Annotated in this window: 17 protein-coding genes; 9 read left to right on the top strand and 8 right to left on the bottom strand. The window is 66.9% G+C overall.

All coding sequences use genetic code 11. From position 1 onward, the window contains the following. Nucleotides 1-2 precede the first annotated feature (2 nt). The 6 genes from GLA29479_RS15520 to GLA29479_RS15495 all read left to right on the top strand — a co-directional run bounded on the left by GLA29479_RS15520 (nucleotide 3) and on the right by GLA29479_RS15495 (nucleotide 13,268). On the top strand, nucleotides 3-2,072 hold the full coding sequence (locus tag GLA29479_RS15520) for an ATP-binding protein (RefSeq protein ID WP_057972107.1): 2,070 nt from the start codon (nucleotides 3-5) through the stop codon (nucleotides 2,070-2,072). Between the two features lie 2 nt (nucleotides 2,073-2,074). Beyond that, nucleotides 2,075-5,251, top strand: coding sequence for a phage tail protein (locus GLA29479_RS15515; protein ID WP_057972106.1), 3,177 nt, complete (start codon nucleotides 2,075-2,077; stop codon nucleotides 5,249-5,251). Then, the gene (locus GLA29479_RS15510) at nucleotides 5,248-7,962 is read left to right on the top strand and encodes a glycosyltransferase (RefSeq protein WP_057972105.1); all 2,715 of its coding nucleotides are present in this window, start codon (nucleotides 5,248-5,250) and stop codon (nucleotides 7,960-7,962) included. The genes GLA29479_RS15515 and GLA29479_RS15510 overlap by 4 nt, the downstream gene beginning before the upstream one ends. Further along, nucleotides 7,959-9,407: a methyltransferase domain-containing protein gene (locus GLA29479_RS15505; protein WP_057972104.1), complete on the top strand. Its 1,449-nt coding sequence runs from the start codon at nucleotides 7,959-7,961 to the stop codon at nucleotides 9,405-9,407. The genes GLA29479_RS15510 and GLA29479_RS15505 overlap by 4 nt, the downstream gene beginning before the upstream one ends. 154 nt (nucleotides 9,408-9,561) lie before the next feature. Further along, nucleotides 9,562-11,889 (top strand): glycogen debranching protein, encoded by a 2,328-nt coding sequence (locus tag GLA29479_RS15500; RefSeq protein ID WP_082638712.1) that lies wholly within the window; start codon nucleotides 9,562-9,564, stop codon nucleotides 11,887-11,889. A gap of 149 nt (nucleotides 11,890-12,038) precedes the next feature. Beyond that, nucleotides 12,039-13,268: a hypothetical protein gene (locus GLA29479_RS15495; protein ID WP_057972103.1), complete on the top strand. Its 1,230-nt coding sequence runs from the start codon at nucleotides 12,039-12,041 to the stop codon at nucleotides 13,266-13,268. 414 nt (nucleotides 13,269-13,682) lie between these two features. Here GLA29479_RS15495 and GLA29479_RS15490 read toward each other — a convergent pair whose 3' ends face one another. Further along, on the bottom strand, nucleotides 13,683-14,477 hold the full coding sequence (locus GLA29479_RS15490) for an AraC family transcriptional regulator (protein WP_057972102.1): 795 nt from the start codon (nucleotides 14,475-14,477) through the stop codon (nucleotides 13,683-13,685). A 206-nt stretch (nucleotides 14,478-14,683) separates the two neighbouring features. Here GLA29479_RS15490 and GLA29479_RS15485 point away from each other — a divergent pair, with 206 nt between their 5' ends. Further along, nucleotides 14,684-15,829 carry an MFS transporter gene (locus GLA29479_RS15485; RefSeq protein WP_237051813.1) on the top strand — a complete coding sequence of 382 codons (1,146 nt, stop codon included), beginning with the start codon at nucleotides 14,684-14,686 and terminating at the stop codon, nucleotides 15,827-15,829. Between the two features lie 57 nt (nucleotides 15,830-15,886). Further along, nucleotides 15,887-16,465 (top strand): alpha-ketoglutarate-dependent dioxygenase AlkB, encoded by a 579-nt coding sequence (locus GLA29479_RS15480; RefSeq protein ID WP_057918067.1) that lies wholly within the window; start codon nucleotides 15,887-15,889, stop codon nucleotides 16,463-16,465. Between the two features lie 24 nt (nucleotides 16,466-16,489). Here GLA29479_RS15480 and GLA29479_RS15475 read toward each other — a convergent pair whose 3' ends face one another. From GLA29479_RS15475 to GLA29479_RS15450, 6 genes are all read right to left on the bottom strand, one after another. Then, on the bottom strand, nucleotides 16,490-16,696 hold the full coding sequence (locus tag GLA29479_RS15475) for a hypothetical protein (RefSeq protein ID WP_057918068.1): 207 nt from the start codon (nucleotides 16,694-16,696) through the stop codon (nucleotides 16,490-16,492). An 84-nt stretch (nucleotides 16,697-16,780) separates the two neighbouring features. Then, the gene (locus tag GLA29479_RS15470) at nucleotides 16,781-17,407 is read right to left on the bottom strand and encodes a GIY-YIG nuclease family protein (protein WP_057972100.1); all 627 of its coding nucleotides are present in this window, start codon (nucleotides 17,405-17,407) and stop codon (nucleotides 16,781-16,783) included. A 140-nt stretch (nucleotides 17,408-17,547) separates the two neighbouring features. Beyond that, the gene (locus tag GLA29479_RS15465) at nucleotides 17,548-17,781 is read right to left on the bottom strand and encodes a hypothetical protein (RefSeq protein WP_031372371.1); all 234 of its coding nucleotides are present in this window, start codon (nucleotides 17,779-17,781) and stop codon (nucleotides 17,548-17,550) included. Nucleotides 17,782-17,844: 63 nt separating this feature from the next. Next, nucleotides 17,845-18,180 carry a DUF3247 family protein gene (locus GLA29479_RS15460; protein WP_057918070.1) on the bottom strand — a complete coding sequence of 112 codons (336 nt, stop codon included), beginning with the start codon at nucleotides 18,178-18,180 and terminating at the stop codon, nucleotides 17,845-17,847. Nucleotides 18,181-18,227: 47 nt separating this feature from the next. Continuing rightward, nucleotides 18,228-18,593, bottom strand: a complete 366-nt coding sequence (locus tag GLA29479_RS15455; RefSeq protein ID WP_057918071.1) for a BON domain-containing protein — start codon at nucleotides 18,591-18,593, stop codon at nucleotides 18,228-18,230. Nucleotides 18,594-18,733: 140 nt separating this feature from the next. Continuing rightward, the gene (locus tag GLA29479_RS15450) at nucleotides 18,734-18,916 is read right to left on the bottom strand and encodes a hypothetical protein (RefSeq protein ID WP_057918072.1); all 183 of its coding nucleotides are present in this window, start codon (nucleotides 18,914-18,916) and stop codon (nucleotides 18,734-18,736) included. Between the two features lie 188 nt (nucleotides 18,917-19,104). Here GLA29479_RS15450 and GLA29479_RS15445 point away from each other — a divergent pair, with 188 nt between their 5' ends. Then, entirely contained in the window at nucleotides 19,105-19,578 is a 474-nt protein-coding gene (locus tag GLA29479_RS15445; RefSeq protein ID WP_057918073.1) for an MgtC/SapB family protein, read from the top strand. Between the two features lie 4 nt (nucleotides 19,579-19,582). On the opposite strand, the gene ligD is transcribed toward GLA29479_RS15445, so the two are convergent. Then, complete coding sequence (gene ligD / locus GLA29479_RS15440; RefSeq protein ID WP_057972099.1) at nucleotides 19,583-20,443, bottom strand: non-homologous end-joining DNA ligase; 861 nt, start codon at nucleotides 20,441-20,443, stop codon at nucleotides 19,583-19,585. Nucleotides 20,444-20,483 lie beyond the last annotated feature (40 nt).

The following is a 20,483-nucleotide window of genomic DNA, read 5'->3' as shown; positions in this document are numbered from 1 at the left end:
GCATGAACGCCTTCCTCGCTCCGAGCGCCATCGCCTTCGCCGAAACGCCGTTCACCGCGCCGGCACACCTCAAGCTGGCGCTGTACGGGGTGATCGCGAGCATCGCCGAGGCTTGCACCGACGGCGACATCGACGACGCCGTGCAGGCCTACCCCTTCCTCGCCGATTACCTCGAAGAGATCGAGCGCGAAATCGCCGCCGGCCCGTCCTTGTCGAACCGCTGGAAAGCCGCCTTGAGCGAATGGGAAGGCCGCGCCGAAGCGCAGGCGCAGCGCTTGCCGTTGTTGGCCCTGCGCCGCGCCGGCTTGAACCCGCTCGACGTCGAGCTGCTGCTGGCGGTCGGCCTGATCGAGGAAGACCCGCGTTTCGGCCTGGTGTTCGAGCAGGCGCAGCGGCGCGACAACCGGCCGAGCTTCGGCCTGCTGATGGCCTGGTGGCGCGACCGCGGCGACGGCGACGACCGCATCGACCAAGTGCGCAAGTCGCTGCAAAGTCTGATCGAACACGGCCTGGTGCAGTTGTCCAATCCGGAAGCGCCGCGTCCGGACTGGACCCCGAGCGTGACCCTGGCGGTGTGGGACGGCCTGCGCGGCGAACTCAGTTCGACGCGCTGGCTGCGCCATGTCGCCCACGCGCAACTGCCGCAGTTGAGCGACTACATCGCCCCGGTCGCCACCCTCGACGGCCAGGCCATCCTCGACGCCCTGCGCACCGGCGCGAGCGCACCGGCGCTGTTGATCCGCGGCCCGATCCACAACGGCCGCAAGACCCTCGCCGGCGCACTCGCCCACGCCCTCGACAAAGACCTGCTGATCGCCAGCGAAGCGGTGTTCGAAGACGAAACGCGCTGGCGTCTGTTCGGCACCCTGGCGGCGATGCTCGACGCGCTGCCGGTCGTCGAAGCCGATTCCTCGCCCGGCGAAACCCGGCGCCTGGCACCGCTGCCGCTGGTCGACACGCCCTTGTTCGTGGTCACCGGCCGTCACGGCGCGTGGGCCTGCGAAGACCGCCGGCCGATGCTCGACATCGAACTGCCGCTGCCCGGCCCGGCGCAACGGCAACGCCATTGGTCGTGCTGCCTGCCCGAGCAATCGGTCGAGACCCTGGCCGACCTGTCCGGGCGCATGCGCCTGTCCAGCGGCCACGTGCGCCAGGTCGCGGCGGCGGCGAACGCGTTCGCACGCCTCGCCCAGCGCGAGCGTCCGCAACACGACGACCTGCGCCGCGCCTGCCGCAGCCTGCAGACCGCGCGCCTGGAAACTCTGGCCACGCGCCTGCAAGCGGCCGGCTCGCTCGACGACCTGATCGTCGACGACGCCACCCGCGAAGAGATCGACGCACTGGCGACGCGCTGCCGTTGGCGCGAACCGCTCGCAAGCGGGTCGGCCGAGGTGGCGATGCACGGGGTCGGCGTGCGCGCCCTGTTCGCCGGCGCCAGCGGCACCGGCAAGACCCTGGCCGCGCGCCTGCTGGCGGCCGAGCTCGGCAAGGACGTCTATCGCATCGACCTGTCGGCCACGGTCAACAAATACCTTGGCGAAACCGAGAAGAACCTCGACCATGCCTTGAGCGCGGCGGAAGAACTCGACGTGGTGCTGCTGCTCGACGAAGGCGATGCGCTGATGGCCAACCGCACCGAGGTCGGCTCCTCGCACGACCGCTACGCCAACCTCGAGACCAATTTCCTGCTGCAGCGCATCGAGTCCTTCGAAGGCATCCTGCTGGTCACCAGCAATGCCGCCGACCGCATCGACCGCGCCTTCGCACGGCGCATGGACGTGGTGGTGAACTTCCGCGCCCCGGATGCCTGGCGACGCTACGAGATCCTGCGCTTGCACCTGGGCAGCGACGCCTGCGACGAAAGCTGGTTGCAGGACGCCGCCAGCCGCTGCGCGCTAAGCGGCGGCCAGTGGCGCAACGTGGTCATGCACGCGCGCCTGCTCGCCCTGCAGAGCGGCAACGCCATCGCCGCGGTGCACCTGCAGGCGGCGCTGACCCGCGAATACCGCAAGATCGGCGCGAACTGCCCGATGCGCGCGCTCGATCCGCCGCGCGGCGGTCCCGGACACTGACCATGGCCGTCGCGCGCGTCGCCAAACGGGCCAACCCGCGCAACGACCCGCGCTACAAGCGCGTGGTCGACAAACTCAACGCCGACAGCCGCAAGCTCAAGCAACATCCGCCGCCGTCGCGCAAGTCCGACGAATCCGGCAAGGCCGCCAAGGGCCCGGCCAACGAGAAGGCCGCGGGCGCGCGCGCCAAGCAGGTCGACCAGCTCGAAGAGGCCGAGACGCCGAAACCGGAGACCGCGAGTTTCCTGTCGATCCTGCGCGCCGAAATCGCCAAGGTCATGCCCAAGACGCTCGGCGACACCGAGAAGTTCATGAAGGGCGGCACGGGCAACGAGATCAAAGGCTCGCTCAAGGGCGAAGTCGGCAACCAGAAACAGGCCGCCACCGGCGACCTGCAGCAGACCTCGAACGCGCCGCCGTCGGAAGCCGGCGTCCCGGCCAAGCCGGTCACGCCGATTCCGCCCGAGCCCGGCGTGCCGCCGCCGCAGGTCGACGCCGCCGCGGCGATGCCGGCGCCGAAACCCGCCGCCGAAATCTCGCTGGAAGAAGGCAAGACCGAAGTCGCCGATGCCAAGAAGGCCACCAAGCAGACCGACACCCGCCTGAAGAACGCAAGCGACCCGCGCTTTTCGGCGGTGATGACCGCCGAGAAAGCGGTGCAGAAGGATTCCGATGCCGGGCCCGGCAGGTACCGAGGCAAGGAAGGCGCGACCCTGGCCAAGGCCACCGGCCAGGCCAAGGCGGTCGCCGGCAAGGGCGTCAGCAGCCTGCTCTCGGTCAAGGGCGGCAGCAAGACCAAGGTGCTGTCGAAGCAGGAACAGCAGAAGGCGCGCGAAGAGCTGGAACTGAGCAAGTTCAGCAATTTCGTCGTCGCCACCTTCAACACCGCCAAGGCCGCGGTCGACAAGCGTCTGGAGAACCTGGAGACCTCGGTCAACACGATCTTCGACCAGGGCACCGACGCCGCCCTGGCGCGCATGAAGAGTTATGTCGAAGACGCACTGTTCGATTACAAACTCAAACGCTATCTGCTGATGCCCGGCGGCTCGCTGCTGTGGATCAAGGACCAGATTCTCGACCTGCCGCCGGAGGTCAACCGCTTCTACGAGGCCGGGCGCAATCTGTTCACCGCGGCGATGGACGCGCTGGCGGTCAAGGTCGCCAACCTGGTCGAACGCGAGCTGGCTGCGGCCAAGAACGACGTCGCCCAGGCCCAGGCCAAGATCGCCACCGCGCAGGCGGCGCTGTCGCCGGGCGTGCGCGCTCGCGGCGCCCAGCTCACCGCCGAGTACGCCGACAAGTTCAACGAACTCAAGTCCGGCATCGAGGACAAGAAGCAGGCGCTGGCCGAAGGCCTGGCGCAGAAGTACAAGGAAGCCTTCGACAAGGCCGACGAAGCGCTCAAGGCGATCCAGGATTCCAACAAGGGCCTGGTCACTCAGGCCAAGGAGAAGATCGCCGAGGTCGCCAAGGCGCTGATGGAATTCAAGGACAAGCTCATGGCCATCCTGCGCAAGGGCGCGGACACCATCGACCTGATCCTCGACAACCCGGGCGGCTTCCTGTCCAACCTGATTTCGGCGGTCAAGGGCGGCTTCTCGGCCTTCGCCGGCAATATCCTCGGCCACCTCAAGCGCGGTTTCATCAAGTGGCTGTTCGGCGCGTTGGCCGGCACCGGCATCGAGATACCGAGCGACCTGACGGTAGTGTCGATCCTGAAGATGGTGCTTGGCGTGCTGGGCATCACCTACGACCGCATGCGAGCCAAGGCGGTCAAGCTGCTCGGCCCGACCGCGGTGGCGGTGATCGAGAAGCTGGTGAGCTATCTGCAGACCCTGATCGGCGGCGGCCCGGCCGCGCTGTGGGAGCAGATCAAGGGCGACCTGTCCAACCTCAAGGACATGGTGATCGGCGCGATCCAGGACTGGATCGTCACCACCATCGTCAAGAAGGCGGTGGCCAAGGTCGTGTCGATGTTCAACCCGGCCGGCGCGATCATCCAGGCGATCATGATGATCGTCAACGTGGTGATGTTCGTGGTCGAGCGCGCCGCGCAGATCATGGAATTCGTCGAGTCGGTCATCAACTCGATCCACGCCATCGCCACCGGCTCGATCGGCGGCGCGATCAGCAAGGTCGAACAAGCCCTCGGCAACGCCGTGCCGATCCTGATCGGCTTCCTCGCCGCGTTGATCGGCCTGGGCGGCATCAGCGCCAAGATCAAGGGCTTCATCACCAAGGTCCAGACCAAGGTCGACCAGGCCATCGACAAGGCGATCAAGAAGGCGGTCGCCTACATCAAGAAGCTGTTCGGGAAGCTGACCGGGAAGAAGGGCGAACCCCCGGCCGAAGGCAGCGAGGAGCACAAGAAGGCCGTCGCCGCCGCGCTCAAGATGCTCACCAGCGAGACCCAGGCACGCAGCAAGAAACAGCGTATCGAAGAGAAGGACGCCAAGGCCGTCGCCGCCAAGGTCAAGGGGGCGCACAAGATCCTCAAATCCCTGACCGTAGTGGACGACAAGGAAAACTGGAACTATGCCTATGTCGCGAGCCCGAAGCGGGAGCACAAGGGCGCTCACAAGGGATCGGGCGTTCTCAAGATCGTCAAGGTCAACGTCAAGGATCCGAACGTCAAGGGACTCCTAAGCCGCGCCAAAACGGCCGCCGTGGACAGAGGCAAGAAATGGGCAGCCGCGGCGAAGAAATTCGTCGACAAACTGATGTTGATCAAGATCGAGAAGCGCGTCGGCGCGGTCATCGTGCCCAAGGATCAGTTCAGCAAGATGTCGTCTGCTCAATATGAAGCACGTTTGAACTACGAAAAGAATCTGGTCGCTGGGGAGCCCTTCGACAACCGACCCGATGCGACCGCAGAAATTTTGACCCCGCCGGGAACACCGAAGGCGGTGGCCCAAGTCATCTTGTTCGAATTCACCGTAGTCGAGGACTTCCACAAGACCGACGCGACCGGCAAGCCCGACAAGTTCGCGATGCACAAGATCGACCAGTACTTCAAGACGGTGACCAATCTGCTCGCCAAGTACGGACCCGATACGCCCATCACTTACTACTTCATCGCTCCGCGCGAACCGACCGACGACACCAAGGACTATCTGGTCGGCGTGCTGCGCGACAAGGGCGCCAAGAACGTCACCGTCGTGTGGGTGGTGGCCGGATGAAGCCCCTTGCCGCCAAAGCCTGCATAGGCGTCCGTCTCGATGCCTACCGTTCGCGCCACGACGGCGCCGACATCGTCGTCTGCGGCTGCGGCCCCTCTCTGCTGCACCTGCCGCAGCCGCAGCGCTTCGTCAGCATCGGCGTCAACGACGTCGGCCGGCTGTTCGACCCGACCTATCTGGTCGTGCTCAATCCGCGCCAACAGTTCAAGCACGACCGCTTCGGCTACGTCGAGCAGTCCAATGCGCAGGCGCTATTCACCCAGCTCGAACTCGGGCGGGTGCGGCCGCCGGTGGTGCGGTTCCGGCTCGGCCAGTACGCCGGCACCGAGACCGGCGCCGACGATGCGCTGCATTACACCCAGAACTCGCCCTATGTCGCGGTCTGCCTGGCCGCCTACATGGGGGCGCGGCGGATCGGCCTGATCGGCGTGGACTTCACCGACGATCATTTCTTCGCCGCGACCGGCCGTCATGCCCTCGCCGCCCGGCTCAAGGAAATCGACGGCCAGTACGGCAAATTGGCCGCGGCGCTCGGGCGGCGCGGCATCGAACTGCTCAATCTCAGCTCGATCAGCCGGCTGAACTCGTTGCCGCGAGCGCAGATCGACGCGCAGGGCGAGTGGAGCCGCGATCCCGCCACCCTGCACCGTCTGCCCGCACCGACCACGACACCGATCCCGCGGCCGACATCCGCCAGACCCCGCGCGCCCGCAAGGAACCCCGCCATGAAAGTCGCGATCGAAAGACGCACCGCCGGCCTGGTCGGCGATCTGTTCGAGACCCTCGCCGTTTCGGTCGCCGCGCTCGGCCATACCGTCAGCCGCGATCCGCGTGCGACCGCGCGCAATCCGCGCGTGCTGTCGATCGTCTGGAACGGACGCGGCCACAGCCTGTTGGGCCCGGCCTTGTTCTGCGAGCACGGTTGGCTGCCGCGCGCCGACTACCAGATCAGTCCGCGCGGCATCAATGCCGATTCGCATGCCGCGCCCTTCGTCTGGGATGGGCAGCCCTTGAGCGCCGAGCAGGACGCCGCACTCGAGCAACGGCTCGCGGCGATCAAGTCGACCGGTTTCAGCGGCTATTACCAGTACATGCAGGCCAACCGCGAACACCGCATCGACCTGCCACCGCAGTTCCTGCTGGTGCCGCTGCAGATCGAGTCGGACACCAACATCATCCGTCATGCGCCTTCGTCGCTGCGGACCATGCAGGCCCTGATCGATCACGTCAGCCGGCTCGACCCACCGTGGCCGGTGATCTTCAAGCAACACCCGGCCGACGCGCGCACCCGCAATCGTCATCTGCGCCTGCAACTGCGCCGCAAGCACGACCTGTTGTGGCCGCAGACCCGCGGCAACATCCACGAGATGCTGCGCAGCGGCGCCTGCTGTGGCATCCTCACCCTCAACAGCAACGTCGCCCACGACGGCCTGCTCTGGAACGTGCCGGCGATCGTGCTGGGCCGCAACGTCTGGCCGCGCAGCGGCGCGATCAAACCCTTCCTCACCGAAGCGCCGCGCGATTGGGCGCTGCTCGCCGAAAGCGCGGCCAGCGCCGACGGCATCGCCTGTCGCCGCGCCTATGCGCAGCATCTGATCGCGCACCAATGCAGCCTGGGCGAAGCCGCCGACCCGCAGCGCGTCGCCGGTCTGCTCGAACTGGCCCTGCGCGAACGGCCGCTGGCGCCGACCGGCACGGTGATTCCGCGCGTCCTGCCCCGCTCCGCCGCTCGCAAAGCCGCGCCGATGCCGGCACCCTCGTTGCCGACCCTCAACGTCGTCGCCGAGAACAAGGGCTGGCTGTTCGAGCATTGGAAGCAAGCTCTCGCCGCGGCCGCGCCGCCCGGCTATCGCGTCGCCGCCACACAAAAGCCCTTGCCCCAGGCCGAGGCCTGGATATTCCTGCGCGCCCGCGAAGCCGCGCGCAGCCCCGACCCGATGCGCAGCGTGGTGCAGTTGCACGACATGAGCGGCGCCGAGGCTTATCGGCGCGGCGGCGCGCGTGCCGAGGTCGCCCGCTGCGGCGGCCTCGTGCTTGCCCATCCCGATCAGCAGGCGATCCTGGCCGCGAGCGGCATCGATCTGTCGAAGCGACAGTGGATCGTGCGGCCGGTCGGCTGGAGCGAGGCCGCGCCGGCGCCGCCGAACGAGGACGCCGTGCCGGTACTGGCCTGGGTCGGCCGGCCGGCGAACCAACAAGGTCGCGACATCAGCGGTTTGACCGAATTCATCGCCGCGGTGCAACGAGCGACGTCGCCGGTGCGCATCAAGCTGGTCGGCGAACGTCTCGATGCCGCCGCCGCGAGCCTGCGCCGCGCCGGCATCGACTGCACTGTCATGGGCCTATCGCAATGCCCCCTGTCGCGCTGCGCCGAATGGATCGGCCGCTTCGATGGCGTGGTCGTCACCAGTGCCAGCGACTGCGGTCCCTGGCCCTTGTTCGATGCGGTGCGCGCCGGCGTGCCGGTGGTCGCCACCCGGGTCGGCTGGGCCGAGCAATTGCTCGGCGACGGTCGCTGCGGCCACCTCGTCGACGACATCGACACGATGGCCACGGCAATCGACGCGGTGCTCGCGCAACGCAGTCGTTGGCGAGCGCGGCGCCTGGTCTTGCCGCCGCAATGCCCGGAGTTCGGCATGGCGGCCTGGGTGGAAGCCAATCTGCAGTTGGCGGTCGCGCTGGCGACCGGCGGCGAGCGAGCCGTGGCATGAAGACGCATCCGCTCCGCGCCGTCGTCGCGCCGCCGAAACCGAAGCCGAAGCCGCAGCCGAAACCGACCCCACTGGCCCGCGCCAAGCCGCGCAAGGCCGGCAAGAAGAAAGGGCCTCCGCCGCCGTGGCTGGGCGACCAGGCCCTGACCCTGCTGCTGGCGCAGTACGAGTTCGACAGCGTGCTCGATGTCGGCTGCGGCGACGGCCTGCAGGCGCGTCACCTCGCCAGGCACGGCAAGCGCGTCACCACGATCTCGTTCGAGTCCTACGGCGCCTACCGCCCGGACTTCGTCGGCGATTTCGAGGACTTCGCCAGCGACGAGCGCTACGACCTGGTCTGGTGCTCGCATGCGCTCGAACATCAAGCCAACGTCGGCCAGTTCCTGCAGCGGCTGGTGAGCTTCGTCGCCCCCGGCGGCTTGCTCGCGATCACCGTACCGCCGGCACGGCCCTACATCGTCGGCGGCCATCTGACGGTGTGGAACGCCGGGCTTTTGCTGTACAACCTGATCGTCGCCGGCATCGATTGCCGCGAGGCGCGCCTCAAGGTCTACGGCTACAACATCTCGTTGATCGTGCGGGTGCGCAAGGCCGAACTGCCCGCGCTGCGCCATGATATCGGCGACATCGAACGCCTCGCAGCGTTTTTTCCGTTGCCGGTGCAACAGGGGTTCGACGGCCGCATCGAAGAGATCAACTGGGAGCGACCGCGCAGCGCCGACATTGCCAGCCTCGATCGTGGCGCGCATGCGGCGCCGAAGGCCGCTCCGGCGATCGCGGCGGCGGCGCCGATCGTCGACGCCGGCGCCGCGCTCGACATCGCCGCGTTTCGCGCCTTGCCGGTACCGCACAAGACCGACCTCGACAGTCTGCTCGCAGTGACCAGGGCGCACTGCCCGAGCGGTCATGTGATGGAGTTCGGCGTGTTCCGCGGGCGTTCGCTCAGCGCCCTGGCCAAGGCCCTGCCCGAACGCAGCGTGCACGGCTTCGACACCTTCAGCGGCTTGCCGATTCCCTGGCAACGCAGCGCCGACAGCGTCTATCCCGCCGGCCATTTCGATACCGGCGCCCTGCCCGACGTGCCGGCGAATGCGCGGTTGTGGCGCGGCGAATTCGGCGCCAGCCTGCCGGCCTGGCTGGCCGCGCATCCCGGCCCCGCGGCGCTGCTGCACATCGACTGCGATCTGTACGAGTCCACGGTCACCGTGCTGACCTTGATGGACGAACGCATCGTGCCCGGCACGGTGTTGGTGTTCGACGAGTTGTGCGACTGGAACGAATCCGGCGTATACCCGGCCTGGCGCGAAGGCGAATGGCGGGCGTTGCGCGAATGGCTGCAGCGCTGTCCGCGCCGGCTGCGGTTGTTGGCGCGCGGGCCGAAATTCTCCGCCGCGATCCAAATACTCGCCGCGTCCCCCCAAACATCCCCCCAAACATCCCCCTAAACATCCTCCTGAACATCGCCGCGAGCCGCGCCGGCGATCACGGAACGCGGCAATGAATACGATTGCAGCCGTTCCGGAGCAGCGCAGCATCGGCCTTAGAGTGGCTCGGCGCGCGTAGTCCGCGCGCCTTCCGACTCGACAGGAGTGCGTGGCGATGCGCGATCAGACGCGGTGGTGGAACGGCATGGCGAGTGTGGTGCTGGCGACAATGCTCGGCCTGTTGTTCATGGGCGAGGCACGCGCCGCCATCGATACCCAGCAACTGGGCGCGCGCTACGACGCCAGCCAGAGCAATCTGAACTTCCGCGTGTATTCCTCGCGCGCCACCCGCATCGAAGTGTGGTTGTACAAGACTGCCTCCGGCGCACAGGAAGTCGCGCGCCTGAGCATGACCAAGGACGCGGCGACCCAGGTCTGGTCGAAGTCGGTCGCGACCAGCACCATCAAGACCAGCTATGGCATTACCGGCACGGTCTATTACGGTTATCGCGCCTGGGGCCCCAACTGGCCCTACGACGCCGCCTGGAGCAAGGGCAGCGGCACCGGCTTCGTCAGCGACGTCGACAACGCCGGCAATCGCTTCAATCCGAACAAGCTGTTGATCGACCCCTACGCGCGCGAGCTCAGCCAGGACCCGAACACCGCCGCCTGCGCCGACGGCACGATCTACGCCAGCGGCACCAGCCATCGCAACAAGGACAGCGGCGCCTGCGCCAGCAAGAGCGTCGCCCTGCCCTCCGATACCTCCTCGATCGGCAGCAAGCCGACACGTGCGCTCAAGGACGAGGTGATCTACGAAGTGCACGTGCGCGGCCTGACCCGCAACGACGCCAGCGTGCCCTCCGCCGAACGCGGCACCTACGCCGGTGCGGCGCGTAAAGCCACCTATCTGGCCGGCCTCGGCGTCACCGCGGTCGAATTCCTGCCGGTGCAGGAGGCGCAAAACGACCAGAACGACGTCGACCCTGCCTCGACGGCGAACGACAACTACTGGGGTTACATGACCCTGAACTATTTCGCCCCGGATCGCCGCTATGCCGCCGACAAGAGCGCCGGCGGGCCGACCCGCGAATGGAAAGCGATGGTCAAGGCCTTCCACGACGCCGGCATCAAGGTCTACATCGACGTGGTCTATAACCACACCGGCGAAGGCGGCCCCTGGGGCGGCAGCGACGGACTCAGCGTCTACAACCTGCTGTCCTGGCGCGGCCTCGACAATCCGGCCTATTACTCGCTGACCGCCGACCTCAAATACCCCTGGGACAACACCGGCGTCGGCGGCAACTACAACACCCGCAACGCGGTGGCCCAGAACCTGATCGTCGACTCGCTGGCGTACTGGCGCGATACGCTCGGTGTCGACGGCTTCCGCTTCGACCTGGCCTCGGTGCTCGGCAACAGCTGCCAACACGGCTGCTTCAACTTCGACAAGAGCGACGCCGGCAATGCGCTCAACCGCATCGTCGCCGAACTGCCGCCGCGACCGGCCGCCGGCGGCGCCGGCCTCGACCTGATCGCCGAGCCCTGGGCGATCGGCGGCAACTCCTACCAGGTCGGCAACTTCCCCGCCGGCTGGGCGGAATGGAACGGCCTGTATCGCGATGCGTTGCGCAAGAAGCAGAACAAGCTCGGCGTCGAGGTGGTCACTCCGGGCACCCTGGCCTCGCGCTTCGCCGGTTCCAGCGACCTCTACGGCGACGACGGCCGCAAGCCCTGGCATTCGATCAATTTCATGGTCGCCCACGACGGCTTCACCCTCAACGACCTCTACGCCTACAACGACAAGCAAAACAACCAACCCTGGCCATACGGACCTTCCGACGGCGGCGAAGACCACAACCTGAGCTGGGACCAGGCCGGCGTGGTCCTCGAGCAACGCAAGGCGGCGCGCACGGGCTTGGCTTTCATGATGCTCAGCGCCGGCGTGCCGATGATCACCGGCGGCGATGAAGTGCTGCGCACCCAGTTCGGCAACAACAACACCTATAACCTGGATTCGGCGGCGAACTGGCTGTACTGGACCCGCGACAGCATCGAGGCCGACCACGAGACCTACAGCAAGCGCCTGATCGCCTTCCGCAAGGCGCACCCGGCGCTGCGTCCGGCCAATTTCTACAGCGGCACGGACGGCAACGGCAACGTCATGGAGCAGTTGCGCTGGTTCAAGCCCGACGGCGCCCAGGCCGATGCGGCCTACTTCAACGGCAGCGGCAATCACGCCCTCGCCTGGCGCGTCGACGGCAGCGAGTTCGCCGATCCGGCCAGCGCGATCTACGTCGCCTACAACGGCTGGTCGGGGCCGGTGAACTTCGTCCTGCCCTGGCCCGGCAACGGCAAACAGTGGTACCGCGTCACCGACACCGCCACCTGGAACGAAGGCCCGAACACAGTCGCGCCGCCGGGCTCGGAAACCCTGATAGGCGGCGAGAACGCGACCTATGGATTGCAGGCGCGTTCGCTGCTGCTATTGATCGCGAAGTGATCGCGAGTGCCGCGCCTTGGGCGTGGCCGTGATCGCCGTGCCGTCGCGTTGTATGGGCTGATCCGCGACGTGAAAACGTAGAGCGACGCGTGTCGCCCGTCACGCTCCGCATCGCGGCCGAGTCGGTTCCGAGACGCCGGGAGGCCCGCATGTGGCAGTTCCAGACCATCCGCAATCCAAGCGAAGCCTCGCTGTGGTTCAGCGACGGCTTGCCGATCGACAGCTGGCGCGGCGGCAAGGGCGTGTCGAGCCGCCTGATCGTCGACGGCGAAGGCTTCCTCGATGTCACCGATTTCCAGAACGGCTTTCCGTTCGGTCCGGTGATGGATTTCATCGACTTCAACGGCGCCGATTTCGACTACACGCCGAACCCGAGCGCCAGCTTCGAGCTGTACCTCCCGGGCGACGGTAGCTTCACGGCGACCGCGGCGGCGACCGGGATCAGCCGATCCGGGCAGCTCAAGCCCTTGCCGGTGGTCGCGGCCGCCGATGCGGCCTATCTCGACCGGATGATCGCCGACAAGTACGTGCCCTACCAGGACATCCCCGACGCGCCGGGCAAGAGTTTCGCCCAGATCGCCGCGCTCGGCGCGCAGTTGTTTCCGTTCTCGCCGTACAGCTTCCAACTGGCGATGTCGATCTACGACTGGACCACCGCCTCGTTCACCCGCTTGGTGTTCATGAAGATCTTCGAATACACCGGCATGAGCCAGTCGCCGTTGCCGCTGGACCAGGACAGCATCGCCACGGCGATCTGGGAATCGAACTGGAACACCTACAACCCGGGCAACGCCGACTATATGAACTCTTTCATGATGACGCCGGCCTCGTCCCTGGCCGACGTGCAGTCGCAACTGGCTGCGGTGGCGACGCAGTTGCAGCAGTTCAGCGACGTCGAGAACCGCCTGCTCGCCGCCGCCTACCAGTCGATGCCGCGCACCAGCATCGTCGACCAGCCGCAGCTCTTCAGCGGGCAGATGGACATCTACCAGCTCGGCATGCAGCACTTCGGCATCGAGTTCCTGCAGTGTCCGCTCAATGCCGGCCCCGACACGGTGCCGCTGCAGATCGACTTCAACCAGGCCATCGCCGACTACATCCGGCCCGGCGACACCATCACCACCAAGATGGTCTGGAGTTTCGGCAGCAGCATGAGCGAGGCGATGCAGTACCAGAACGGCATCGTCCTGGTCGCCAACCCGCCCGACGGCGCCTGGGTCTGGGATGCCGCCAGCTACATCACGCCGCTGTCGGACGACCCGGACAAGATCGAATACACCTTCGCCCCGGGAACCTCGTTCCTGGTCCAGTCGGTCGAACAGACCCAGAACAACGGCGTCGACGTCTGGGTCATCACCTTGCTGGTGTCCGGCGCTTGAGCGTCGCCGGCGCACTCAGCGCAGCGGCGGCGCGCGCAGCCGCTTGCGGTAATCGCTCGGCGCGCTGCCGAACAGACGCCTTCAGCCGCGGCTGAAGGCCGGCTCGGAGCCGTAACCGACCTGGGCGGCGATCCGCGAGTTCGCGCTGATCGTGGTTTCGGGAAGCGGGACGCTTGCGTCCCGCTTCGCCGGAGCCGCGTCGTCAGCACGACGCTTCGCAGCTTCTGGGTAGGAGCGGCGCATGCCGCGACCGCACAATCACGGAATCGACGTCGGTATCGGACAAAGGCCTGGCAACGAAAGCCGACCGAACCGTCCGGCCACACGCCGGACATCGTTCCAAAGCCGGACATCGAATGACGCGGGCGTTTGCGGATCACGGTCGCGGCTTGCGCCGCTCCTACCCTTGCTGGCTCAAGCGCTCTCGCGCGCAGGCCCATGCGACATCGCCAGATACCGGCTCGGCGGCATCCCGATCAGACGCTTGAACATGGTCGTGAACGCCGAAGCGCTTTCGTAGCCCAGGTCCAACGCCAAGGTCGTGATCGGCTCGCCTGCGGCCAGCCGCGGCAAGGCGGCGAAGATCGCCGCCTGCCGGCACCACTGCGCAAAACTGCTGCCGGTTTCGCTACGGAAACGCCGGGTGAAGGTGCGCCGGCTCATCGCCAGGTCGCGGCACCAATCGTCGATGGTGTCGTGCGGCGAGGGGCGCGCGAGATAGGTGCGGCAACGCTTGGCCAGGCGCGGATCGGCCGGGAACGGAATGTCCAAGGGCAACACCGGCGCGCGTTCGATCTCCTGCACGATCAGCGAATAGATCAGGTCCGGGCGCGAGCCGCTTTCGGCCTGCAGCGGCAGGTCGCGGGTTTCCAGCAGCAACTGCCGCATCAGCGGCGATACCCCGATCACCCGGCAGTCCTGCGGCAAGGCCGCGTTGACCTCGGGTTCGACATACACGCTGCGGGTGCTGATCGCGGCCAGGACGTGTACGTCGTGGGCCATGCCCGAGGGAATCCAGGCGGCCCGCTCGGGCGGCACGATCCAGCGCCCGGTCTCGGTGCCGACCACCATGATCCCGTGCGCGGCATACAGCAGTTGCGAGCGGCGATGGCGATGGCGGGCGATGCGGTGGTGGGTCGGATAGTCGTTCGAGGTAGCGACGATCCAGCCCGGCAAGGCGTCGACCTGGTTCGCAAGCACGTTGCGCATTGGCCCGATCTCGAAGATTGTTGACCTGAACAATAATGCGGGCATGCGCACGGCGGCGTCTACTGGTCGCCATGACCACGCTCGATACCCAGAACGCCTCGAACGATGCGTCGATCGATACTCCCGCGACCGCCTCGCTGCCCGCTTTCGAAGCGGATCAGAAACCTGCCGAAGCCACCGGCCGGATCGCTTTGCCGATCCTGGCGATGCTCAGCGTCTGCCACCTGCTCAACGACATGATCCAGTCGCTGCTGCCGGCGATCTACCCGCTGCTGAAGGACGCGTTCAAGCTCGATTTCGGCCAGATCGGCCTGATCACCCTGACCTTCCAGGTCACCGCCTCGCTGTTGCAGCCGCTGGTCGGCATCTACACCGACAAACGGCCGATGCCCTATTCGCTCGCCATCGGCATGGGCTTCACCCTGGTCGGCCTGTTGCTGCTGTCGCGCGCCTCGAGCTTCCCTATGCTACTGCTCGCCGCGGCCCTGGTCGGCTCGGGTTCGTCGGTGTTCCATCCGGAATCCTCTCGGGTGGCGAGCATGGCCTCGGGCGGCCGTCACGGCCTGGCCCAGTCGCTGTTCCAGGTCGGCGGCAACGTCGGTTCCGCGCTCGGCCCGCTGCTCGCCGCCTTCGTGGTGATGCCGCGAGGCCAGGGCAGCGTCGGCTGGTTCGCGTTCGCCGCGTTGACCGCGATCGTGATCCTCGGCCGCATCGGCGTGTGGTACCGCGAGCAGATCCCGGGGATGCGCAAGAAGCAGGCGAGCGCCGCGCGCGCCACCCTGCCGCGCAAGACCATCGCCCGCAGCATGGCCGTGCTCGCGGTGCTGATCTTCTCCAAGTATTTCTACATGGCCAGCCTGTCGAGCTATTACACCTTCTACCTGATGGAGAAATTCCAGCTCGGGGCGCAGGACGCGCAGCTGCATCTGTTCGTCTTCCTCGGCGCGGTCGCCGCCGGCACCCTGCTCGGCGGGCCGATCGGCGACCGCATCGGCCGCCGCTACGTGATCTGGTTTTCGATCCTCGGCGTGCTGCCCTTCACCCTGTTGCTCCCGCACGCCAACCTGTTCTGGACCACGGCGCTGACGGTGGTGATCGGCCTGGTCCTGGCCTCGGCGTTCTCGGCGATCCTGGTCTATGCGCAAGAACTGGTACCGGGCCGCACCGGCGTCATCGCCGGCCTGTTCTTCGGCTTCGCTTTCGGCATGGGCGGCCTCGGCGCCGCGGCCCTGGGCCAACTCGCCGATCGCATCGGTATCGAAGCGGTGTACGCCCTTTGCGCCTACCTGCCGGCGATCGGCCTGCTAGCCTGGTTCCTGCCGAAACTGGAGAAGCCGGCGGCGGCCGTCTGACTGCGAGGCGATCGCGCCGGTCTCGCAGCTTGAGAACGTTTCGTCGCATCATGCGCCATGCACCAGCATTCGTTGTTCGACGCCGACCCGCAGCAACCGATCCGCGACGCCGAAGGCGGCGTGCGCTATTTGCCCGGCGTGTTCGATGGCGAGTGGTCGATGCGCTTGTTCTCGGCTCTGCTCGAACACGCCGCGTGGACCTCGCAACAACGCATGATGTACGAGCGGCTGATCGAGGTGCCGCGGCGCATGGCGATGTATCGCCTCGATCGCGACACCCTGCCGCCGATGCTCGCCGACACCGCAGAGCGCATCGGAGAATTATTGAGAGCCCCGTTCAACAGCGTCGGCCTCAACCTGTATCGCGACGGCCGCGACAGCGTCGCTCTGCACAACGACAAGCTGCACAACCTCGCACAGGGCCGGCCGATCGCGGTGCTCTCGCTCGGCGCGACCCGGCGCATGACCGTGCGGGCCAAGCGCGCGCCGCACGCGACCTGGCAGCTGCAGCTCGAATCCGGCAGCCTGGTGGTCATGAGCCACTCCTCGCAGCAGCATTACGACCATGGCATCCCCAAGGCGCCCGGGGTGGTCGACCCACGCATCAGCCTGGCGTTCCGGGTGCGCACCGATTGAGCGCGGCTGCAACCCGGCCGCGCATCAGCCCATGGTCGAAGCGTCGCGGGTCGAAGCCTGCAGGGCCGCCGCCAGCGCCGCGTCGCCGGACACCAGGTCGTTCCAGCTCAGGGCGATGCCCTTGCGCCGGCCTTTCTCGGACAGTTTGAGGCCATCGGGATCGACCGTCAGTGTGTACAGCTTGCCGTCGATCTCCACTTCGCGTCGCAGCGGCTTGTCGAGTCGGGTCATGGTCGTGTCGCTCCTGTGTGCGGACGGATACCGAAGCCTTGCTTGCCGATCTACACCGTTCGAGCACGGGCGCGGCGCGAACTCTCAGTCTCTCCAACCGCTCGCTCGATACCACGCCAGCAAGGCCTCGGGCAGGCGCGGTTCCAACTCGACGCCCAAGGCCGCATGCGCATCGAGTGAGTCCAACAATTTGCGCCGCAATGTTCGCAACCCGGGTTGGTCGAGCAGCGAGGCATCGCCTTGCAGTTGCGTCATCAGAGCGGCGCTACGGTCGTACAAGTCATCGCCCTGCGCGGCGAGTTGCCGTCCCAGCCAGGCGCGCAGCGGGCGATGCACGGTGTGGCCGACGGCTTGCAGGCGCACCGCCTCCTCGGCGAGCGCCCGATAGGCACCGCGATACCACTCGCTGTGGCCGCCGGCCTGTGCGTTCACGGTCAACGGCGCCGGTGCGTTGTAGTCGCTCAAGCGATGACGCAGGTCCAATTCCAGCTTGCGCGCGTCGCCGACGGTCTCGGTCTCGACCAGGAAGGCCAGGTCGAGATCGAAGAACTCGAAGAACCGCGCCTGCAGCGCCTGGATGCGCCCCAGCGGCCCGCGCGAGAAGCCCAGTTTGAGCAGGTCTTCGTAAGCGCAAGGCAGCACGTACAGATAGCACAGGCCCTCGCTCGCGCTGCGAAGGACCCCGGGATCGGAAGAGCGGATGGCGCGCATGCCTCTAGCATCGCCGATCGCCGCCGACGCGGGAAGCAGCATCGACGAGCGTCCCACCCAGCCCGGCGACGGCCCACGCAGGCGCCGGGGCTCGCGATCCGTTGAATCGCCATCCGCTCGGATTCGCCACAGATGCAGACTCATGCGCGGTCCGCGACCCCGCTGACGCCGGCGCTGCGGGCGCAATGCACGCAGCAGTAGAAAGTGCCGTCGTCCTCGATGCCGTGCCCGACGATGCGGCAGTCGCAATGCGCGCAGCGCGGCGCCATCGCGTGGATCGCGCACTCGAACGAATCGAAGGTGCCGCTGCGCGTCCCCATCGAAACGGTGAAAGTCTTGTCGTACTGGTTTCCGCAAACCTCGCAAACGGCCATGACGGGCTCCTGTTGTGTCGCGGCGCGGCGTGCGGCGAGATCGGCCTCGCCAGCCGGCGCCGGCTAGTTGCCCGTCGGTTTTCGGCGGGCCGATGGACGAACGAATTCGCGCTCGTCGGACTGCAGCGGACACACTTTCAGGATCTCGTCGAGCCACAGATAGGCGACGCGGTCGCCGCCGCGTATGTCTTCCAGGCGCAGTACCGCATTGGCGCCCTCGTTGCCCTGCGCGTCGAGAAAGGTCTGCAGACTCGGCCGGGTCGCGACGACCCCGACCTGCCGACTGCCATCGACCAGAACGATATCGACCAAGCCTTCGTCGGGAAGCCGCTCGATCAAGAGGCTCAATCGGCGGATCTCGGCGGGATCGGTGTGAACACGGTCGGCTAGCTGGGTCATCGCTCTGTCCTATGCGAATCGGCAGGCCGGGGAATGCCCGCCGTCGCTTATTTGCCGTGGGCGCTCTTGGCCGAGACCAGCGCGGTGCTGTCGACCTTCTTGACGCCGTCGATCTTGCGCGCGATCTCGACGGCCTTGTCGGCCTCGGTCTTGCCGTCCACATGACCGGACAGTTTGACCACACCGTTGACGGTCTCGACGCTGATATCAGTGCCGGTCACGCCCTTGGCGGCCAACAACTCGGCCTTGACCTTGGTGGTGATCCAGGTATCGCTGACCGGTTGCGCCGACTCGTTGCCGGTGCCCGTGCCCGGATCGTTGCCGGTGGGGCTGCCGGCGGACTGCGGCGCCGCCAGGGCGGTGCCGGAGACGGCCAGGGTCAGGGTGAGAATCGCGAGACGCATGGATTTCATGATGGAGTCCTCATATACGGGATCGAGACATGCGGACCGAGCTCTGAGCCCGATCATAAAGCCGCGGCCATGGTCGGAACGCTTGTTTCGTACGGCACGGGCCTGTTCGATGTCTTCGAATGATGAAACTCGGATGGAGCTCAGTGATGGTCTTTTCGGCCCGAACCGGATTTCTTGCCGCCGCCATCCTGCTTGTTGACGGTGGCCCAGGCGCGTTCTTCGGCTTCCTTCTGCGATACGCCATCTTTCCTGTACTGCTGCTCGATATGCTCGGCCTGGCGTTTCTGCTTGTCGGTGTACGACGATTTATCTCCACGAGTCATGACCGGTCTCCTGATCGGAATCGCTGGGATCACGATGCCGACGCTAACCGCCGGAGAGTTAAGGCCGGGACAGTGCGTCGTTAGCGCGGGGTGTGCGGTTCATCTGCGCGCCGTCACGACGGCCGGCGGTCACCGACGCCTCACACGGCCCCGGCTATCAAGAACGCTTACCCAGCCGGAGCGCATTCATGGAGATGCTGAGTCAGCTGTGGGTCGTCGGCGGCACCGCCTACGCGATGGTGCTCGGCGGCACGATCGGCCTGGAACGCGAACTGAAGAATAGACCGGCGGGATTCCGCACCCACATGCTGGTCGCGGGCGCCTCTTCGCTGCTGGTCGGCGTGGGCCAGTTGGCGATCATGGACCCGCGTTTCCGCATCCCCTTCCTGGTCAACATCGATCCCTTGCGCCTGGTCGAGGCGGTCGTCGCCGGCGTTTCGTTCATCGGCGCCGGCACGATATTCGCCCAGCGCGGCGGCCAGGCGGTGTCCGGCATCACCACCGCGGCCTCGCTGTTGATGGTCGCGGTGATCGGCGCCAGCACCGGCCTGCGTTATCACCTGCTCGCCTTCGCCGCGACCGTGCTGACCTTGCTGGTCCTGTTCCTGCTCAATTTCGCCGAGCGCAAGGCCGGCATGAAGCCGCCTGACGAGTCGTCCTGAGGTTTCATATCGTCGGCAAGCGTTGTCGGCTCTCGGCGAAACCTTCCCAGGGATCGCTGCGCAGGCGCGCGGCGCGACGTAATGCCTTGGCCAGATCGAAGTCGGTCGAAGAACGCGCACGCGAGAACTCGTCCCAGCGCAACGGCATCGCCACCGGCGCGCCTTCGCGCGCGCGCAGCGACCAACTCGCCACGCTGGTGGCGCCGCGCGCATTGCGCAGCCAGTCGATGAAGATGCGCCCCTTGCGGGCGACCTTGGATGCCGTCGCGACATAGCGCAGCGGCGATTGCGCGACCATGGCGTCGGCGAAGGCCTCGCTGAAGGCCTTGGCCTCGGCCCAGCCCGGGCCTGGCCGGATCGGCACCACCACGTGCATGCCCTTGCCGCCGGACAGGCGCGGCCAGCTGTCGAGCCCGATTTCGGCGAGCCGGTCGCGCACTTCGCGCCCGGCCCGCTTGAGTTCGCTCCAGGCGATGTCCTCGGCCGGGTCCAGGTCGAACACCAACCGATCCGGCCGGTCCGGCGCCTGCCGTTTCGCGCCCCAGGGATGGAACTCCAGGGTGTTCATCTGCACCAGCGCCGACACGCCTTCGATGTCGCGCACGTAGACGTAGTCGGCCTGGCCGGCGGACTCGCGCAGGCGGACCGGGTGCACGCCCTCGCCCAGGCTGTCGGCATGGTGTTTCTGGAAGAAACACGCCGATGCGATGCCGTCCGGGCAGCGCAGCAAGGACAGCGGACGTTCGACCAGTTCCGGCAGCAGCCAGGCCTCGACCGCGCGGTAATAATCGGCGACCTCGCCTTTGCTGATCTTCGCGACGGGATAGACGATGCGTTCGGGATGGCTGAGCCGGGTATCGCTCATCGCGGTCTCCTGGAGGGGGCGGGCGCGCCCTGCCCGGGCG

Source organism: Lysobacter antibioticus (assembly GCF_001442535.1).
GTDB lineage: Bacteria > Pseudomonadota > Gammaproteobacteria > Xanthomonadales > Xanthomonadaceae > Lysobacter > Lysobacter antibioticus.
Note: the sequence above shows the minus strand (reverse complement) of the source record. Positions and strands in the feature narration are given on the sequence as shown.

Coding starts and splice junctions, on each gene's coding strand:
- GLA29479_RS15520 (WP_057972107.1), top strand. CDS start 3: ATGAACGCCTTCCTCGCTCCGAGCGCCATCGCCTTCGCCGAAACGCCG.
- GLA29479_RS15515 (WP_057972106.1), top strand. CDS start 2,075: ATGGCCGTCGCGCGCGTCGCCAAACGGGCCAACCCGCGCAACGACCCG.
- GLA29479_RS15510 (WP_057972105.1), top strand. CDS start 5,248: ATGAAGCCCCTTGCCGCCAAAGCCTGCATAGGCGTCCGTCTCGATGCC.
- GLA29479_RS15505 (WP_057972104.1), top strand. CDS start 7,959: ATGAAGACGCATCCGCTCCGCGCCGTCGTCGCGCCGCCGAAACCGAAG.
- GLA29479_RS15500 (WP_082638712.1), top strand. CDS start 9,562: ATGCGCGATCAGACGCGGTGGTGGAACGGCATGGCGAGTGTGGTGCTG.
- GLA29479_RS15495 (WP_057972103.1), top strand. CDS start 12,039: ATGTGGCAGTTCCAGACCATCCGCAATCCAAGCGAAGCCTCGCTGTGG.
- GLA29479_RS15490 (WP_057972102.1), bottom strand. CDS start 14,477: ATGCGCAACGTGCTTGCGAACCAGGTCGACGCCTTGCCGGGCTGGATC.
- GLA29479_RS15485 (WP_237051813.1), top strand. CDS start 14,684: ATGCTCAGCGTCTGCCACCTGCTCAACGACATGATCCAGTCGCTGCTG.
- GLA29479_RS15480 (WP_057918067.1), top strand. CDS start 15,887: ATGCACCAGCATTCGTTGTTCGACGCCGACCCGCAGCAACCGATCCGC.
- GLA29479_RS15475 (WP_057918068.1), bottom strand. CDS start 16,696: ATGACCCGACTCGACAAGCCGCTGCGACGCGAAGTGGAGATCGACGGC.
- GLA29479_RS15470 (WP_057972100.1), bottom strand. CDS start 17,407: ATGCGCGCCATCCGCTCTTCCGATCCCGGGGTCCTTCGCAGCGCGAGC.
- GLA29479_RS15465 (WP_031372371.1), bottom strand. CDS start 17,781: ATGGCCGTTTGCGAGGTTTGCGGAAACCAGTACGACAAGACTTTCACC.
- GLA29479_RS15460 (WP_057918070.1), bottom strand. CDS start 18,180: ATGACCCAGCTAGCCGACCGTGTTCACACCGATCCCGCCGAGATCCGC.
- GLA29479_RS15455 (WP_057918071.1), bottom strand. CDS start 18,593: ATGAAATCCATGCGTCTCGCGATTCTCACCCTGACCCTGGCCGTCTCC.
- GLA29479_RS15450 (WP_057918072.1), bottom strand. CDS start 18,916: ATGACTCGTGGAGATAAATCGTCGTACACCGACAAGCAGAAACGCCAG.
- GLA29479_RS15445 (WP_057918073.1), top strand. CDS start 19,105: ATGGAGATGCTGAGTCAGCTGTGGGTCGTCGGCGGCACCGCCTACGCG.
- ligD (WP_057972099.1), bottom strand. CDS start 20,443: ATGAGCGATACCCGGCTCAGCCATCCCGAACGCATCGTCTATCCCGTC.